At 64.2% G+C, this 16,023-nt stretch carries 15 protein-coding genes; 3 read left to right on the forward strand and 12 right to left on the reverse strand.

The features are described from left to right. Positions 1 to 14: 14 nt before the first annotated feature. The gene (locus FY258_RS05195; RefSeq protein WP_118103708.1) at positions 15 to 1,148 is read right to left on the reverse strand and encodes a glycosyltransferase family 2 protein; all 1,134 of its coding nucleotides are present in this window, start codon (positions 1,146 to 1,148) and stop codon (positions 15 to 17) included. Further along, on the reverse strand, positions 1,141 to 2,343 hold the full coding sequence (gene glf, locus FY258_RS05200; RefSeq protein WP_118103710.1) for a UDP-galactopyranose mutase: 1,203 nt from the start codon (positions 2,341 to 2,343) through the stop codon (positions 1,141 to 1,143). Before glf ends, FY258_RS05195 begins: the two co-directional genes overlap by 8 nt. Positions 2,344 to 2,529: 186 nt before the next feature. On the opposite strand from glf, the gene pta reads away from it, so the two are divergent. Together pta and FY258_RS05210 are read left to right on the forward strand one after the other, a co-directional pair. After that, complete coding sequence (gene pta, locus FY258_RS05205; RefSeq protein WP_118103711.1) at positions 2,530 to 3,510, forward strand: phosphate acetyltransferase; 981 nt, start codon at positions 2,530 to 2,532, stop codon at positions 3,508 to 3,510. A 208-nt stretch (positions 3,511 to 3,718) separates the two neighbouring features. After that, positions 3,719 to 4,201 (forward strand): universal stress protein, encoded by a 483-nt coding sequence (locus FY258_RS05210; protein ID WP_118103713.1) that lies wholly within the window; start codon positions 3,719 to 3,721, stop codon positions 4,199 to 4,201. Between the two features lie 135 nt (positions 4,202 to 4,336). Here the strand turns inward: FY258_RS05210 and FY258_RS05215 are convergent, their stop codons facing one another. The 9 genes from FY258_RS05215 to FY258_RS05255 all read right to left on the reverse strand — a co-directional run bounded on the left by FY258_RS05215 (position 4,337) and on the right by FY258_RS05255 (position 12,686). Next, the gene (locus FY258_RS05215) at positions 4,337 to 5,506 is read right to left on the reverse strand and encodes an acetate/propionate family kinase (RefSeq protein ID WP_118103715.1); all 1,170 of its coding nucleotides are present in this window, start codon (positions 5,504 to 5,506) and stop codon (positions 4,337 to 4,339) included. 130 nt (positions 5,507 to 5,636) lie between these two features. Then, positions 5,637 to 5,972, reverse strand: coding sequence for an HIT family protein (locus FY258_RS05220; protein WP_118103717.1), 336 nt, complete (start codon positions 5,970 to 5,972; stop codon positions 5,637 to 5,639). 141 nt (positions 5,973 to 6,113) lie between these two features. Beyond that, positions 6,114 to 6,380, reverse strand: coding sequence for an exodeoxyribonuclease VII small subunit (gene xseB, locus FY258_RS05225; protein ID WP_118103719.1), 267 nt, complete (start codon positions 6,378 to 6,380; stop codon positions 6,114 to 6,116). 68 nt (positions 6,381 to 6,448) lie between these two features. Then, positions 6,449 to 7,927, reverse strand: coding sequence for an exodeoxyribonuclease VII large subunit (xseA, locus tag FY258_RS05230; RefSeq protein ID WP_118103721.1), 1,479 nt, complete (start codon positions 7,925 to 7,927; stop codon positions 6,449 to 6,451). Positions 7,928 to 7,985: 58 nt separating this feature from the next. Further along, complete coding sequence (locus tag FY258_RS05235) at positions 7,986 to 8,690, reverse strand: zinc metallopeptidase (protein WP_118103723.1); 705 nt, start codon at positions 8,688 to 8,690, stop codon at positions 7,986 to 7,988. 106 nt (positions 8,691 to 8,796) lie between these two features. After that, a complete protein-coding gene (gene tgt / locus FY258_RS05240; protein WP_118103725.1) occupies positions 8,797 to 9,936 on the reverse strand; it encodes a tRNA guanosine(34) transglycosylase Tgt in 1,140 nt (379 codons plus the stop codon). Between the two features lie 188 nt (positions 9,937 to 10,124). After that, positions 10,125 to 10,718 (reverse strand): helix-turn-helix domain-containing protein, encoded by a 594-nt coding sequence (locus tag FY258_RS05245; protein WP_118103727.1) that lies wholly within the window; start codon positions 10,716 to 10,718, stop codon positions 10,125 to 10,127. A 91-nt stretch (positions 10,719 to 10,809) separates the two neighbouring features. After that, positions 10,810 to 11,268: a hypothetical protein gene (locus FY258_RS05250; protein ID WP_118103729.1), complete on the reverse strand. Its 459-nt coding sequence runs from the start codon at positions 11,266 to 11,268 to the stop codon at positions 10,810 to 10,812. Positions 11,269 to 11,885: 617 nt separating this feature from the next. Beyond that, positions 11,886 to 12,686, reverse strand: coding sequence for an SDR family NAD(P)-dependent oxidoreductase (locus tag FY258_RS05255; protein WP_118103731.1), 801 nt, complete (start codon positions 12,684 to 12,686; stop codon positions 11,886 to 11,888). 230 nt (positions 12,687 to 12,916) lie between these two features. Here FY258_RS05255 and FY258_RS05260 point away from each other — a divergent pair, with 230 nt between their 5' ends. Continuing rightward, a complete protein-coding gene (locus FY258_RS05260) occupies positions 12,917 to 14,311 on the forward strand; it encodes a coiled-coil domain-containing protein (protein ID WP_118103733.1) in 1,395 nt (464 codons plus the stop codon). 438 nt (positions 14,312 to 14,749) lie between these two features. On the opposite strand, the gene queA is transcribed toward FY258_RS05260, so the two are convergent. Next, positions 14,750 to 15,976, reverse strand: coding sequence for a tRNA preQ1(34) S-adenosylmethionine ribosyltransferase-isomerase QueA (gene queA, locus FY258_RS05265; protein WP_118103735.1), 1,227 nt, complete (start codon positions 15,974 to 15,976; stop codon positions 14,750 to 14,752). Positions 15,977 to 16,023 lie beyond the last annotated feature (47 nt).

The following is a 16,023-nucleotide window of genomic DNA, read 5'->3' on the forward strand; positions in this document are numbered from 1 at the left end:
GGCAAGGCGTGAAACTAGTTGAACTTGAAGATCTTGCTCGCCAGGTGATACATGCCGATGGTGGTCTTCTCGCCCAGCTTGCCGGGAAGGTTCGTCCCGATACCGATCACACCGTGACGCGCCTTGCGGTACATCTTCTCGTCGTAAGCCTTGAGCTCCGCCCACAGGTCCGCGAGCTCGTCCTCGATGCCGGGCTTGTCCGACAGCTTGGTGAACACCGAGCAAATGGCCATCATCATGGTGAAGTAGCCCATCATGTAGGAACGCAGCCTCTCCTGAGGCACGTCCTCATACAGGTGATACGCCTGCATCATGATGCGCGTGATGCGGAACTGCTGGTCAAGGCGGCCGACCATGATTTCCTCGTTCACGCTCTGACCCTCACGGCCGATAAAGTAGCGATAGAGATCGATGTCGGCGTAGTACAGCGTCTCGCAGTTGGGCAGCGGCACGTAAGCGTAGATGTTGTCCACGTAGAAGGTGTGAGGCGGCATGGGCAGGTCATGCGCGCGCAGGACGTCCGTGCGATAGCACAGCGAGTGCATCAGCAGGTTCTGATCCGGACGGAAGCGGCCGATATCGCCCCACGTGAAGACCTTCTTGCGCGGCAGGGCCATGCGGTAGCTGATGGTGGTGTGCGTACCCTCATGGACCTTCTCGTACACGTAGTTGGAGATGAACAGGTCCACGCGCAGGTCGCGCTCCTCAAAGCCGCGCAGAAGCTGCAGCATCGTGGCGAGCGCATCCGCGTCGAGCCAGTCATCGGAGTCGACGACCTTGTAGTACGTGCCGCGCGCCTCGCGCAGGCCGGCACGGACGGCCATACCGTGACCGCCGTTCTCCTGATGCACCACGCGGACGATGCCCGGATAGCGGGCCTCCCACTCGTCGGCCTTGGCGCCGGTCTCGTCCTTGGAGCCATCGTTCACGATGATGATCTCGATATCGGAGGCGCACTTGGAGCCCTCGAGAATCGATGAGATGCAATGGTCCATGTCCTTGGCGGCGTTGTAGCTCGGAATGCCGAAGGAGAGGACCTTGTGGCCCTCCCCCGCCGGGGTCACAGACAGCGTCTTGATGGGAAATGCGGCTCGAGCCGCCTCCACATCATAGGAAGCGGCGAGTGCGGAATAGTCGACATTAGGCATGGCAGGCGATGATTTCGTCCGAAAGGTTGAGGGCAGAGGCGGTCACGGCGTCCATATCGTAATAACGGTACTCAGCCAGGCGACCGACCGGATGGAAGTTCGTAATGTGAGAGACGCGCTCGAGATAGCTCTCGTACAGCTTGCGGTTGTCGGGGTCCAGAATCGCGTAGTACGGGGTCTGGCCGCTGCCCGGCTCATAGGCGTGGCTGTACTCCTTCATGATGGTCGTCTTACCGGGGACCTCCTGGCCGGTCATGTTCTTGAACTCGGTGATGCGAGTGAAGTCCTCGGAAACGGTGTAGTTCACGGTGCCCACGGGCTGGAACTGATCCATGTCGAGGGTCTCGAACTTCATGTCGAGCGTACGATACGGCAGGGCGCCCAGATCGAGGTCGAACAGCTCGTCGAGCGGGCCGGTGTAGATCACCTCGCCGCCGTAGACGTTGCCGCAGACCTTCACCGTGGTGTCGGTGAGCTCGAAGATGTCACGGGCGTCCACGTCGCAGAAAACGTCGATGCAATCGTGATCGAGCATGTTCTCGAACAGGGCGGTGTAACCCTCCGCGGGCATGCCCTGGTAGGGAGCCTGCGGAAAGTAGCGGTCGTCATCGCCGACGAAGATCGGCACGCGGGCGGTGACGGAGGGGTCGATCTCGTCGGGCGTCTGACCCCACTGCTTCATCGTGTAGTGGAGGAACACGTTCTCATACACGTAGTCGGCGATCTCGGCCAGGTCGGGGTCGTTCTTCTCGCGCAGCTGCAGGATGGGGACTTTCACGTCCTTGCCGAACGTCTCCACGAGCTTGGCGTACAGCTCCTCGCCGCGCTCCTCGCCGAACGCAAGCAGCAGGCTCTTGTGGTTGAAGGGAACCGGCATGAGCGTGCCGTGGACGTTGGCGAGCACCTTGTGCTGGTAATCGGTCCACTCGGTGAAGCGGGACAGGAACGTGTGCACGCGCTCGCTGAAGGTGTGGTAGATGTGCGGGCCGTACATGTGAACGAGCACACCGGCCTCATCCAGGTAGTCGTAGGCGTTGCCGGCAATGTGGTTGCGGCGCTCGAGGACGGCGACGCGGAAGCCGACGGTCTCAGCGAGGCGACGGGCGCACACCGCACCCGCATAGCCCGCACCGACGACGATCATGTCGTAGGCGCTCGGGTTGAAATCCTCAGGGAGACCTGAATTGATCTGCATGACAGCTCCTTGCAGGTGGCGACGGCAAATGTTCCCTCTCGCGGCGCGCGGGGCCGTCATGAGCCGCGCATCGCGTTTTCATCCAACCGATTATAACGGTCGGGGCATATAATTACCCCTGTCACACCAATAAAGCTCATCATCAGATATGGACGAAGATGGGCGCGCATGACGAGGAGCGTTTGCATGAGTGATTTCCTGAGCCGCATGAAGGTCGCCGCCAAGGCCGACAAGAAGACCATCGTCCTGCCCGAGGGCGAGGACCCGCGCACCATCGAAGCGGCCAAGAAGATCGTCGAGGAGGACCTTGCCAACCTCGTGATCCTGGGCAACCCCGACGAGATCGACGTCCCCGGCGCCACCGTCATCGACCCCCGCAACGCCGAGAAGCACGAGGAGTACGCGAGCAAGTTCGCCGAGCTCCGCGCTAAGAAGGGCGTAACCATCGAGCAGGCCCGCGCCCAGGTCATGGACGCCACCTACTTCGGCACCATGATGGTCAAGATGGGCGACGCCGACGGCCTGGTCTCCGGCGCCTGCCACTCCACCGCCGACACCCTGCGCCCGGCACTGCAGATCCTGAAGACTGCCCCCGGCACCAAGCTGGTCTCCGCCTTCATGATCATGTGCACTCAGACCGAGCAGTTTGGCGCCGACGGCACGCTCGTGTTCGCCGACTGCGGCCTGAACATCGCCCCCACCTCCGACGAGCTCTCCGAGATCGCCATCGCGTCGGCCAACTCCTTCAAGACCTTCATGGGTGATGTCGAGCCCAAGGTCGCCATGCTCTCCTACTCCACCATGGGCTCCGCCGGCGGCGACACCGCCAAGAAGGTCCAGGAGGCCACCGCATTCGCCAAGGAGAAGGCCCCCGAGCTCGCCATCGACGGCGACCTGCAGCTCGACGCCGCCATCGTGCCGTCCGTCGCTGAGCTGAAGGCCCCCGAGTCCAAGGTCGCCGGCCACGCCAACGTCCTGGTCTTCCCCAACCTCGAGACCGGCAACATCGGCTACAAGCTGGTCCAGCGCTTCGGCGGCGCCGAGGCCTACGGCCCGATCCTGCAGGGCATCGCCAAGCCGGTGAACGACCTGTCCCGCGGCTGCTCCGCCGACGACATCGTGGGCGTCGTGGCCATCACCGCCGTCCAGGCGCAGATGGCCGAGTAGCACCGCCGTCCCACGGCGCGCCCCACGCCCCGACACCGCGCACGAGGCCCCGCGGCCCCGGCTGAACACACCCGGGGCCGCGGGGCCTTTCCTTAAGATTCCGGCGCCGCCGCTTAAGACCGTCCGCCGCGACGCTCTCGCGGACTACTTCGCCGCACAAAGGGTACAGGGTCTATAACGGATGCCGAGACGAGAGAAAGGGGCACCCATGGTATTCAGCAACATTTTGGTTCCCTTCGATGACTCCGAGCACGCGCACGCCGCGCTGCACCTGGCCATCGACCTCGTGGGGAGTGACCCGGGGGCGACCATCCACATCGTCACGGTCGCCTCGAACGACATCATGCCGCCCTCGATGCTCACCGCCACCGGCGCGTTCGGCGAGGCGCCCATCGACTACGCGAGCTACGAGACGCTCCTGACGTCGATCGCGGAGCGCTCCGACCGTGAGTTGCACGACAATGTGGCAGCCATACTGGGAAAGGACATCGACGCCGTCAAGGCGAAGCTCGTCATCGACACCCGCCTGGCGCCCTCCCCCGTCGACGGGATCACGTGCTACGCGGCGGACCACCGCTGCGACCTCATCATCATGGGGCGGCGCGGCCTCGGAGCGCTGCGCGGCATGCTCGGCAGCGTGAGCTACGGCGTCCTGCGCTCCTCGGAGATTCCCGTGCTAACCGTCAAGTAGCGTCCGGCGCTCCAGGTGAAGGCGCGTCGCGCGCAAGCGATCCGCAGCACCCCGAACCTCGCCCGATGAAAAAAGCGGCCCCTCGCCTGAGGGGCCGCTTCGCGTTCGACCGGTACTTGGCTATGCCGAGTGCACCTACTTGACCAGGCGCTCGACATCCAAGGAGATCATGTACTCCTCATCCGTGGGGATGACCGCGACGGTCACGCTGGAGCCGGCGGCGGAGATGACGCCGCCGATGCCGCCCACGCACTGCTTGTTCTTCTCGCGGTCGACGCGGACGCCGAGCCACTCCAGGAACTCGCAGAACGCCTGGCGCGTGGGCCAGTCGTTCTCGCCGATGCCGCCGGCGAAGGTGATGGTGTCGACGCCGGCCATGGAGAAGATCATGGAACCCGAGTGCAGCATCGCACGGTAGGCGAACATATCGAGTGCGAACAGGGCCTTCTCGTCGCCCTTGAGCGCGGCCTCGCGGATGTCGCGCGCGTCGCTGGTCTTCTCGTACATGGCGAGCAGGCCGGACTGCTTGTTCATCATGGTGTCGACCTCATCGACGGTGTAGCCGCCCACGCGCTGGAGGTAGCACACGGTCGCCGGGTCGATAGAGCCGCAGCGGGTGCCCATCATGAGGCCGTCAAGCGGGGTGAGGCCCATGGTGGTGTCTCGGCAGACGCCGTCCTCGATGGCGCACAGGGAGCTGCCGTTGCCCAGGTGGCAGGACAGCAGGCGGTGGCAGCGGTCGCCGAGCATCTCCTTGGCGGTCTTCCACTCATAGCGATGGCTCGTGCCGTGGGCGCCGTACTTGCGGACGTGATACTTCTCGCGCACGTCCTTGGGCAGCGGGTAGGTGTAGGACATCTCGGGCATGCCCATGTGGAAGGAGGTATCGAACACGGCGACGTTGGGGATGCTCGGGTAGGCCTCGCGGCAGAACTCGATCACGCCGGCCTCGGCATAGTTGTGGAGCGGGGCGAGCGGGGCGACCTCGTAGATCTTGGCGAGGACCTCGTCGTCGACGAGCGCGGAGTCGGTGAAGTGCCAGCCGCCCTGGACGATGCGATGGCCGATGGCGTCCATCTCGAAGCCGTGCTCGTTGATGAGATCGATGACCTTGCGGACCGCGGCGCCATGGTCGGGGAAGTCGACGGTCTCCTTGACCTTCTCGCCACCCTCGCTGTGACCGAAGATACCGTCTTCAAGACCGATCTTCTCGCAATTGCCCTTGGTGAAGACCTCGCGGGTCTTCGTGTTCATGAGCTGGAACTTGAGGCTCGAGCTACCCGCGTTGAGAACGAGGACGTTCATGGCACTCCTTGGTGGTTCACATGCCCGGTGGATCCGGGCGGTTTTACACGTATGCTTCTATCATAGCGTGAACGACGCGCAATTGGGCGGCACTCATCACCGCTCGCCGATGCTTCCGCGGAAGACCGTCCTAGATGAGACCCTCACCCAGCGGTTTGCCGCCCAGCACGTGCAGGTGGAAGTGCATGACGGTCTGCCCGGCGGCCTCACCCTTGTTGGAGATGACGCGGAAACCCTCGTCGAGGCCCTTGATGCGCGCGACCTCGGCGACGGCGTGGGTCATGGCGGCGAGCGTCTCGGCCGGAACGCCGTCGATGATGTTCTCATGATGCGCCTTGGGGATCACGAGCGTATGCACGGGAGCCTGGGGGTTCAGATCGTCGAAGGCGATGACGAGGTCGTCCTCGTATACGACCGTGGAGGGAATCTCATTAGAGGCGATTTTGCAGAAAATGCAATCGGACATAGGAGGGCTCCAATCGTCTTGATGTGTAAAGGGGGACGGGTGCGTTTTACACATCTGCACACGACAAACTGTATGCAGTGAGCGCAAGGGCGCCTCGGATGTGTAAAACGCACCCGTCCCCCTTTACACATCGTAGCTAATTTACAGGTTGAGGGCGTCGGAGTCGTCGGCAGGGGCGCCCGGCACGAGCTCGTCGTTGCCGTCGATGTCCTTGAGCAGCACCGAGACCTTCTGCTCGGCACCGGCGAGGCGGGAGCGCAGGCTCTTGAGCAGCTCCACGCCGCGCGTGTAGCTCTCGAGCGACTCCTCGAGCTCCATTTCACCCGACTCGAGACTGCGGATGATGAGCTCCAGCTCGGTGGAGGCCTCCTTGTACGAGAGATCCTCGACGTTCTTGTACTCGGCCATGTTCCTTATCCTTTCTCGTCGCCGCGCACGGGCGGCAGGACCTCATGATGAAAATACCCCGAAGCATGCTAGCCGCGTGGCGCCTCGGCCCGCTCGACGGCATCGACCGTCGCCAGCACGTCACCGTCGACCATGCGCAGGCGCAAGGCGTCGCCCGTATGGAACGCATCGACGCGCGTGGCGACCGAGCCATCGCCGTCATAGGCGATCGAGTAGCCTCGGCCCAGGACCTTGAGCGGCGAAAGCGCGTCAAGCGCGGCCGCTGAACGGCCGAGTTCCGCCAAAGGGGCGCTCAACAACTGGGCACCCTTAGACCTGAGGCGCGATGCCGCGAGCTCGAGGCCGTGACCCATACGATCCATGTGCGCCGCGCTCGAGCGCAAGCGAGGAGCCATGCGGTCGAGCTCCACGGTGAAACGACCCTGCGATCGCTCGCAAGCGATGCAGAATCGGTCGACGGTCTGCGCGAGTTCCGCCTCTCGACGGTCCACGATATTTGCGGGACTGGTGAGGCAGGGGCGCGTCGCGAAGGCGTCCAGCGACCGGCGCTCACGCTCGAGCCGGACCTCCATGGCCCGACCGAGCCTGCCGCCCAGCCCGTCGCAAGCGGAGCCGACGTGGGCGATCTTGCCCTCGAGCACGCGCTGCAAGCGCTGCTCTCGTCCGTCGAGGGCGCCCACCAGCTCGGAAAACTCCGGAGCGACGGACTCCGCCGCCGCGGTGGGCGTAGAGCAGCGGCGATCGCCCACCATGTCGCAGATCGAGTTATCCGGTTCATGTCCGATGCCCGTGACCACCGGCACGGGACATGCGGCAACCGCGCGGGCCAGGTCCTCGTCGTTGAAGGTCATGAGGTCCTCGAAGGAGCCTCCTCCGCGCACGAGCAGGATGCAGTCGGGCGCGGGTGCGATCGCGGCGGCGCGGCGCAGGCCCTCGACGAGCTCCGCGGGCGCGCCCTCGCCCTGAACCTTGGCCCCCACGCACACGACCTCGACCATGGGGTTCCGGCGGCGAAGCGTGCGCTTCACATCGTTGATGACCGCACCGGAAAGCGAGGTCACCACGGCGACGCGGGTGCAGAACACGGGGATACGGCGCTTGCGCTCGGGTTCCATGAGCCCCTCGCGGCGAAGCTTCTCCGCGAGCTGGGCGACTTGCTGACGCAGCAGCCCCTCCCCCGCCAGGGTGAAGGAGCTCGCTTTGAAGCTCATCTTGCCCGTGGGCTTGTACAGGTCGAACGTGCCGGTAAACAGCACCTGCAGGCCGTCGCGCAGATCGAACGCGCGCTTGTCGTAGGTGCCCTTCCACACGATGCACTCGAGTGCGGCCGACTCGTCCTTGATCTGAAAATAGCAGTGACCGCTGCGGGCGTTCGGGCCGCGAAACCCGGTGACCTCGCCCAAGACCGTGATCTTGGGGACACCGTGCAGTGCGCCGGCGGCAAGCTCGGCGGCCTGCGAAACCGACAGGGCTTCCGAATCGGACTCGCCCATCTCGGCCGCAACCGACCGACTGGGCGCGGCCCCCGTCAAATTCCAGCCACTCATGCGAACACCTCCTCTTCTCGTCCTTCCGTCAACACCTTACCGCGCCGTGCGGACAACGTTAGTTGTCGTCGTCGCGATGCGTACGGGCGAGGAGGTACATCAGCTGGAGCACGCTGGAGAGCGCCGCCGCCACGTAGGTGAGCGCCGCGGCGGTCAGCACCTTGCGAGCGCCGCGCACATTCACCTCACTCATCCCCGAACCCTCGATATAGGCCACGGCACGGCGGCTCGCGTCGATCTCGACGGGCAGCGTCACCAGCTGGAACAACACGGAGAACGCGAACATGGCGATGGCAAGCCACGTGAGGCCCGCCATATCCATCATGAATCCGAGCAGGAACACGATCGTCCAGACGTTCTGGGTGAAATTGACGACGGGCACGAGGGCATGGCGGACCTTCATCATGAAGTAGCCGCTCTCGCGCTGGGCCGCATGGCCCGCTTCGTGGCAGGCGACCGCCACGCTGGCGACCGAGCCGCCGGAGAGGTTCTCGCGCGAGAGGTAGAGGTTGTTGTCGCGCGGGTCGTAATGGTCGCTCAGATGGCCGGGGGTCCCGAGGATGCCCACGCGGCCGCAACCGGATGCGTCGAGCATCCGGCGGGCGACCTGCTTACCGGTCTCCCCGTCCGAGGGAACCTTCGACCACCGACGGTACGTGGAGTTGATATAACCCTGCGCCATCAGTCCGACCACCGTCGTGACCAGCACGATAATCAGGTAGAGCGGGTCGTATCCATAGCCATAGTAGCCGTAATAGGGCATGGGAATCCTTTCAGATGCTATGTGCACATGTGGGACCTTGTACCCAAAAAGAACGCCCCGACTTTCCAAGTCGGGGCGCCTTCGCACAGATGCGATACGTGCGGCTTTAGAAGTCCACGGCCCCCTCGCCGGCCATCCACTCGGCCTGGAACTCGGCGTAGCGGCCGTCGATGATGGCCTGGCGCGCGCGGCGCATGAGGTCGAGCAGGAAATAGATGTTGTGCTGCGACAGCAGGATGCCGCCGAGCATCTCCTTCTGCGTGACCATGTGGCGAATGAGCGCGCGGGAGTAGCCGCCGGTGCACACCGGGCAGGTGCACTTCTCGTCGATGGGACGCGGGTCCTTCGCGAACTTGGCGTTCTTGAGATTCATGCGGCCGGTGCTGGAGAACGCCGTGCCCATGCGCCCGGTGCGGGTGGGCAGGACGCAGTCGAACATGTCGATGCCGCAGCCCACGCCGCGCACGAGCGTGGTGGGATTGCCCACGCCCATGAGGTAACGGGGCTTGCGGCGCGGCATGTGCTCGGACACGAGCGGTTCGAGCGTCTCGAACATTACCTCGTGGGGCTCGCCCACGGAGTAGCCGCCGATGCCGTAGCCGGGAAAGTCGCCGATCTCCTCGAGGTGCTTGAGGGAGCGCAGGCGCAGGTCGAGGTGCATGCCACCCTGGACGATGCCGAACAGGGCCTGGTCGTCGCGGGTGTGGGCCTTGTAGCAGCGCTCGGCCCACATGCTGGAGAGCTCGACGGCGCGCTCGACGAACTTGCGTGTGGCGGGGTACCCGGGGCACTGGTCGAGCTGCATGCAGATGTCGCTGCCGAGCTTCATGGCGATCTCCATGTTGTCCTCGGGTGTCCAAAAAACATGGGAGCCGTCGTAATCGGTGGCGATGAAGCGCACGCCCTCGTCGGTGAGCTTGACTGCATCGGAATGGGAGAAGATCTGGAAGCCGCCCGAGTCCGTGAGGATGGGGCCGTGCCAATTCATGAAGTCGTGCAGGCCCCCGAGCTCCGCCACGGTGTCCGCGCCGGGGCGCATGGCGAGGTGATAGGTGTTGGCGAGCACAATCTGGGCGCCGAGGTCCTTGACCGTCTCGGTGGGAATGCCCTTGACGTTCGCCTTGGTGCCCACGGGCATGAAGATCGGGGTCTCGATGTCGCCGTGCGGTGTGTGCAGGATGCCGGCGCGCGCATGCGTCTTGGGGTCCTCGGCGACGATCTCGTATTTGAACAGGGATTGATCCATGAAGCGGCTCCTCGGTCATTCGGTGCCGGGCGCACACAGGGCGATCGCCCTTCCGTGCGAGGCGCTCCCGCGAAGGGGACCTCGCATCCGCGCGCCGGCGGCACCGCGCGATATCAGCCGCTTATTGTACTATCGGGCACGCCCTTTCCGCGCACTCCCGCCTGAGCAGCACAAAAAGAAAGAACCGCCTATCCCGAAACAAGCTCGAATAGCACGCCGACCATAAGGCAGGCGATGGCGACGAACAGCACGGTGAGCTCGGTCCGATGGCTTTGAATCACGCTCCGTGGTTTCGCCCCGCACTCGATATCCCCCATCAGATAGTCGGCGATCTGCTGGTTGGTACTCAATTGATGCTTGCGGTAAATGATGCCCATCCGAACGACGACCGCGACCAGGCCAGCCAAAATGATGAGATACGAAATGACGGCCGGCACATCTGGAACGGGTCTCTCGACCTCGTCCATCACCATGCGAAATGCACCGGAGATGAGCAAGAGGAATATCAGCGCATAATTCAGCAGGACGAGTTCCCGCCGATCAGCAGAAACGCTCCGCACGATCTCGTGCCCGGCGCCACCGACAAGGCCGTCCACCGAGATGCCAAACGTTTCAGCGAGGTAGATCAGGCTCTGGATGTCGGGCAGGGTCTTGCCCGTCTCCCAATTCGAGATGGTCTGCCGCGAAACCATGCACGCCCGCGCCAGCGCCTCTTGCGACATGCCGAGCCGCTCGCGCTGCTCGCGGATGCCGGCGCCAATACCCGTGTTGCCCGCTGTCATGGCTCCTCCTCTGACGGCGCTTCCGTTGCCTCCACGTTAGCGGCACACACGGGATTTGTCTGTCCAAACCCTTTTACATCTGGCGTTTTTCCTATTCCGCGCCAGGCAGGCCGTTGCCCGGTCCGCGATGGGGGCGCCTGAGCGCGAGGAGTTGATCGCGCACTTGCTCGCACTGGGCGATCGCCTGCGCCACGCGATCTTGGGATTCAATGATGCGCTGCTGAACCATGGCGTCCATGAAGGCGTTGTCGAACAGCCAGTCGGCGGCGAGGAGAAAGTCTCCGACATCGGGGCCGAGCCCGGCGAAGCCCCGGACGTCGTTCAGCTCGTCCGCCAGGCGCGCCAACGCCGTTTGGGCTGCAGCGAGATGGTGCTGTGCGGCTTGCATCTTGTCGTGCTTGAGCAGCGACGTGAGAGAACCGCCGCCGAAGATGTCGAACCACCCCCAATTGCCGGCGCTCTTCAGGTCGCGCGCCGCGGCGTCGAGGCAGCCCAATGCGTCCTCGACCGCGGCAAGCGCCTCGTCGATCTCGATTTCCTGACGCTCCATTGTCTTCCTTTCCGGGTCGGTCGCTCAATTCTACCCGCTGCGAACCTGCTGGAGCTTCCAAATAAGCCGATGGAAAGCAGTGGATGGCAACTTCGCGCGCACTGGCGGATCGGCCGACCGGCGCCGGGCGCGCCCGCCAGCCGAGAGCATCCGGAATGGACGGGAAACGAAGCAAGTTGAGGTTTTTCGTATCGTAATCGAGGAGATTGGAAGTAGAGGACATCATTCCAAGTGAACGACCTGCGGAGATTCGGAATCAGAGGGCGCCCCTACTTCATGAAACTGGATTTCGATACGAAAAAGCTCAACAAGACGATCGATTGACGGCGCCAAAGCCGTTTCAGCCATGAGAAAACGACTCGCACCTTCGTCCTAAGCCATGCAGAAGCCTCCCATTCCCGGGCTTTCGCCTCTTGCCGGGAATGGGAGGCCAAACGTGAACCCACTCGACCTGATCGCACGCCGAACCAATCGCCTCAAGCCGATGGCGCATCGAGCGCGCCGATGAAAACGGGGGCAACGCTCTAGCTCCGCCCAACCACGGGTGGATGCCCTTGGCACCGCCCGTCCGCCGAAAGCAGCCGCGTCGGCGACACCGAACCGTCGTTGCCGCGACCTTACGGGCGCTGGCCCATACCGCCCTCGAGCGTGAGGGTCTCGCCGTTCATGTACTTGAAGTCGGGACCGCAGAGCTGGACGACGACGCGCCCGATCTCGGTCTCGACATCACCGTAGTGGCCCGCCGGCGGCATGTGGACGTTGGCCTCGAAGGCCTCGGGATACGCGTTCTGGAAGTTCTCCAGCTGGGCGGTCCAGGCGAGCGGGCAGACGATGTTGACGTTGACGCCGTCCTTGCCCCATTCGTTCGCGGCGACGCGGGTCAGGCCGCGGATTCCCTCCTTGGCGGCGGCGTAGGAGCATTGGCCGTAATTGCCGAACAGGCCGGCGCCGGAGGCGAAGTTCACCACGGACCCCTTGGTCTCCTTGAGATGGGGGTAGCATTTCTGCATGTACAGGAAGGTGGCGTACAGACCGGAGTACAATGCGAGGTCGAACTGCTCCATGGTGTGGTCGGCAATGGTGACGCCGGAGGCGGACGCTTGGGCGTTGTTCACGAGCGCGTCGATGCGGCCGAACTTCGCGATGGCCTCGTCGACGACATGCTGCACGACCGCCTCGTTGTCCTGGCCTGCGGAGACATCGGCCTGGACCGGAAGGACCTCGATGCCGTACTCAGCCTCGAGCGACTCCTTGGCGGCCTCGAGCTTGGCCACGTTGCGACCGGTGATGACGAGGTTCGCCCCCTCCTTGGCGAATGCGATGTCGATGCCGTAGCCGATCGAGCCCGCAGAGCCATCCTGGAGGGTGGCCTTACCGCCGCCGGTCACGATGACGGTCTTACCGGTGAAAAGTCCCATAGTACTCTCCTCTCGAAAACACGGCGCAAAGCGCCGCGGGCGCACGCGCGATTCGCGTGTCATATGCCACCATGAAACGCTAGCGCAACGCGACGAGGGCGAGGCGCATTCGAGGGGAAAGGTCCGCAAACGGGCGCAGGCGCTCGGCAGATGGGGCCAGCGGGCCCCGCGAAGTCCCGTCAAAGCCGTATCATAGACGTCGATGAACATATCCGCGACAAGGAGGGGCCATGAACGAAGAGGATCAGACGCGCGATTTCGACGGCACGCACATCGACCGCCCCGAAGACGCCCCGGCAGATGAGCAGGCGGGCAAGCTCCCGTCTTTCCTGGAACATCATGCGCGAAAGCGCGCCGACATCGAATCCGATGCGATGGATAGCGTCGGCACCGACACCCCCTCGGGATGCGTTCCCACGGGAGAGCCCTCCCAAACCGCCGAAGAATCCGATCGGGGCGACGAAAACGCCATCTCGAATGCAGCCGCAAACATCGGGTCGTTCTTCTCCGATGGCATCGCCAGCGTCAAGGCGATGAGCGCCGCACGGCGCGCGCACGCCGAGGCACGAGAAGAGCTCAATAAGCTCGAGAACACCATCGATGACCGCGAACGGGAGCTCGAGCATCGCCGCGATGTGGCGCATCGATACGCCGACATCCTCGAAGAGCAGAGCTCCAGGAAAGCCGCCGCCGAACAGGCGGCGCGCGAGGCGGAGACGCGCAGGGAAGACATGACGGCGCGGGCAGATGAACTCAAACGAGAGCTCAAGCAGATGAGCGACGAGGATGCCACGACGGAGAAACGCCTGAAGACGGCCCTGGACGCCGCCGCGGATAAGGAACGGTCCGCCCGGGAATCCGGACGCCGCCTGCAAAACAGGCTCGATGACGCAAAAAGCGACCTCGAACGCCTCGAGGAGGAACGGCGCGCGAGCCTGCTCGCAGCCGAACAGGCGATTTCAAGCGCCCAGGCCCACCTCGATGCGCTGAATGCCGAATATGCCGATCTGCAGCGCAACCCTTCGGCAAATTCCGCGGGCTATTCCGTCAGATCTCGAGAACTCGAGCTTGAGATTTCAGATGCCGCGGCGGCGCTGCGCGATGCGCGTGAAAACCTCCCCGTCATCGATCGCGAGACGCAGCGCGAAATCGACGAGGCCCTGCGTGCGATAGACGATGCGCAAAAGCCCATCCCCGTCGCGAAGGCGTCATTCGAGGAAGTCGCGGCGGCGGCCGATCGCGCGCGCGAGGCACATGCGGCGGCGAGGGAGGACGCCGAGAAACGCCAGAAAGAGCTGCGCGGGCGAATCGCCGATGAGACCAAGGCCGCGAAGGAGCAAGATCGCGAACGCGAGATGAAGATGAATGAGGCGGCGGATGCGCAGGCCCTCATCGACGAGGCGGAGGACATCCATGCCCACCCCGAGGTGACGGAGGCGATCCACCGCGCCCTTGAGGCCGATCGAGCCGAGCTCGAAGATCGCCGGGAAGAGGTAAACGCCCTTGCCGCGGAGGAACACTCGATCCGCGAGAAGACGCGCGCGCCTCGCCTCAGGTTCATCACCGTGATCGCAGCCGCGTTGCTCGTCATCGCGCTGCTGCTCGCGTGGATGCTGCTCACGTAGAGGCACGGACCCTTTGACGCGAACAAAGGCGGCGGCACCGCTCCTCGCGATGCCGCCGCCTTTTCAAATCCTACGGTGGACTCGCCCACTTTCTCTTACCGCTGGAATGGGGCTATCCAATTAATCGAGCCCGCCGGTGCGTTCCCTCTCAGATCGTCCTACCAACCAACCGGTGGAACCAAAGAGCGGCACGAGCGCTCGCTTTTCGCATCTAACCGATCTCGGTGTCGCAAGCGGCGGGCCCGAAAGCTGCTATATCTTCAAAACCCATCGGACACACCTCCCGTCTCGGTCGCGGTAACGTTGCGACTCTTTTAGTACATCCCGCTTATGCCCTGAAATGCGCTGGTATTTCATATCTGACGCCACTCGACCGCAAACGGTATATTTTCCTCCGCAAGCGGTGCACATGCACATAAATCGCCAGTAAGATGCGGATTACTCGATGAGCATCGCATCGCCGAAGCTGAAGAATCGGTACTTCTCGCGCACCGCCTCCTCATAGGCGTCGATGACCTGGTCGCGCGTGGCGAGCGCTGAGACGAGCATCATCAGCGTCGAGCGCGGCACGTGGAAATTCGTGATGAGCGCGTCGACCACATGGAAGGTCGACCCCGGCATGAGGTAGAGGTTGGTGGTGGCGTCCTCGCGCACCGTGATGTCACCCTTGCCGGAGACGTCCGCGCCATCCGCGCGGCCCTCGAATCCACGCGCCGTGACGGCGGGGGCGCTCACGGGCGCCTCGGCGTCCCACGCGCTCTCGAGCGAGCGCACGGCGGTGGTGCCCACGGCGATCACGCGGTGACCGGCGGCCTTGGTGGCGTGCACGGCCTCGACGACCTCGGCGGGCACATGATAGCGCTCGGTGTGCATGACGTGCTCGGTGGGATCGTCCTCCTCCACCAGACGGAACGTGTCGATGCCCACCTCGAGCTCCACGGCGGCCCAGCCGCATCCCTTGTCCTTGATGCGCTGGATGAGCTCGGGAGTGAAATGCAGGCCCGCGGTGGGGGCGGCCGCGGAGTGCTCCTCGCTCATGGCGTAGACGGTCTGGTACTTCTCAGGGTCGCCCTCGTAGCTCGTGATATAGGGCGGCAGCGGAACGTGCCCGGCCGCGTGGATGGCCTCGTCGAGCGTGCGCGGCGCACCGCCCGCGCCCTCACCCACGGGCTCGAAGCGCACCAGGCGCCCTCCCTTGGAATCATCCACGAAGTCGACGATCTCGGCGGTGAGCACGACGGGCGAGCCCTCCGGCGCGAGCAGCCCTCCGGCGCGATATTCCACCACGTTGCCCGGCTTGAGGCGCTTGCCGGGGTTCACCAGGCACTCCCACACATGGCCGAGCGGATCGACGTCCTCGCGACGGCGGAGCAGCAGCGTCTCGGCCACGCCGCCCGTGGGCTTCCTGCCGATCAAGCGGGCGGGCATGACGCGCGTCTGGTTGGCGACCAGCAAGTCGCCGGGTTCCAGGTAGTCGACGATGTCATAGAAGTGGCGATGCTCGACGGAACCGCCGTGCTCGAGCGCCACGGCGTCCCCGGCACGGGGCACTCCCCCTTCGAGTTCGCGGTTGAGCACCAGCAGGCGGCAGGAATCGCGCGGCTCGGCGGGGGCCTGGGCGATCAGCTCGTCGGGAAGGTCGTAATCGAAATCATCGGTGCGCATGGCGCCGCCTTTCATGCGAGGGGTCGAATACCCTGATTATCGAACAG

Origin of the sequence: Collinsella intestinalis (assembly GCF_902364775.2) — a bacterium.
Classification (GTDB): domain Bacteria; phylum Actinomycetota; class Coriobacteriia; order Coriobacteriales; family Coriobacteriaceae; genus Collinsella.

What these genes read in the sequence shown, in the direction of transcription:
- FY258_RS05215 (WP_118103715.1), bottom strand. Translation starts at nt 5,506, where the DNA reads ATGAACGTCCTCGTTCTCAACGCGGGTAGCTCGAGCCTCAAGTTCCAG.
- pta (WP_118103711.1), top strand. Translation starts at nt 2,530, where the DNA reads ATGAGTGATTTCCTGAGCCGCATGAAGGTCGCCGCCAAGGCCGACAAG.
- FY258_RS05260 (WP_118103733.1), top strand. Translation starts at nt 12,917, where the DNA reads ATGAACGAAGAGGATCAGACGCGCGATTTCGACGGCACGCACATCGAC.
- xseA (WP_118103721.1), bottom strand. Translation starts at nt 7,927, where the DNA reads ATGAGTGGCTGGAATTTGACGGGGGCCGCGCCCAGTCGGTCGGTTGCG.
- glf (WP_118103710.1), bottom strand. Translation starts at nt 2,343, where the DNA reads ATGCAGATCAATTCAGGTCTCCCTGAGGATTTCAACCCGAGCGCCTAC.
- xseB (WP_118103719.1), bottom strand. Translation starts at nt 6,380, where the DNA reads ATGGCCGAGTACAAGAACGTCGAGGATCTCTCGTACAAGGAGGCCTCC.
- FY258_RS05235 (WP_118103723.1), bottom strand. Translation starts at nt 8,690, where the DNA reads ATGCCCTATTACGGCTACTATGGCTATGGATACGACCCGCTCTACCTG.
- tgt (WP_118103725.1), bottom strand. Translation starts at nt 9,936, where the DNA reads ATGGATCAATCCCTGTTCAAATACGAGATCGTCGCCGAGGACCCCAAG.
- FY258_RS05255 (WP_118103731.1), bottom strand. Translation starts at nt 12,686, where the DNA reads ATGGGACTTTTCACCGGTAAGACCGTCATCGTGACCGGCGGCGGTAAG.
- queA (WP_118103735.1), bottom strand. Translation starts at nt 15,976, where the DNA reads ATGCGCACCGATGATTTCGATTACGACCTTCCCGACGAGCTGATCGCC.
- FY258_RS05250 (WP_118103729.1), bottom strand. Translation starts at nt 11,268, where the DNA reads ATGGAGCGTCAGGAAATCGAGATCGACGAGGCGCTTGCCGCGGTCGAG.
- FY258_RS05210 (WP_118103713.1), top strand. Translation starts at nt 3,719, where the DNA reads ATGGTATTCAGCAACATTTTGGTTCCCTTCGATGACTCCGAGCACGCG.
- FY258_RS05245 (WP_118103727.1), bottom strand. Translation starts at nt 10,718, where the DNA reads ATGACAGCGGGCAACACGGGTATTGGCGCCGGCATCCGCGAGCAGCGC.
- FY258_RS05220 (WP_118103717.1), bottom strand. Translation starts at nt 5,972, where the DNA reads ATGTCCGATTGCATTTTCTGCAAAATCGCCTCTAATGAGATTCCCTCC.
- FY258_RS05195 (WP_118103708.1), bottom strand. Translation starts at nt 1,148, where the DNA reads ATGCCTAATGTCGACTATTCCGCACTCGCCGCTTCCTATGATGTGGAG.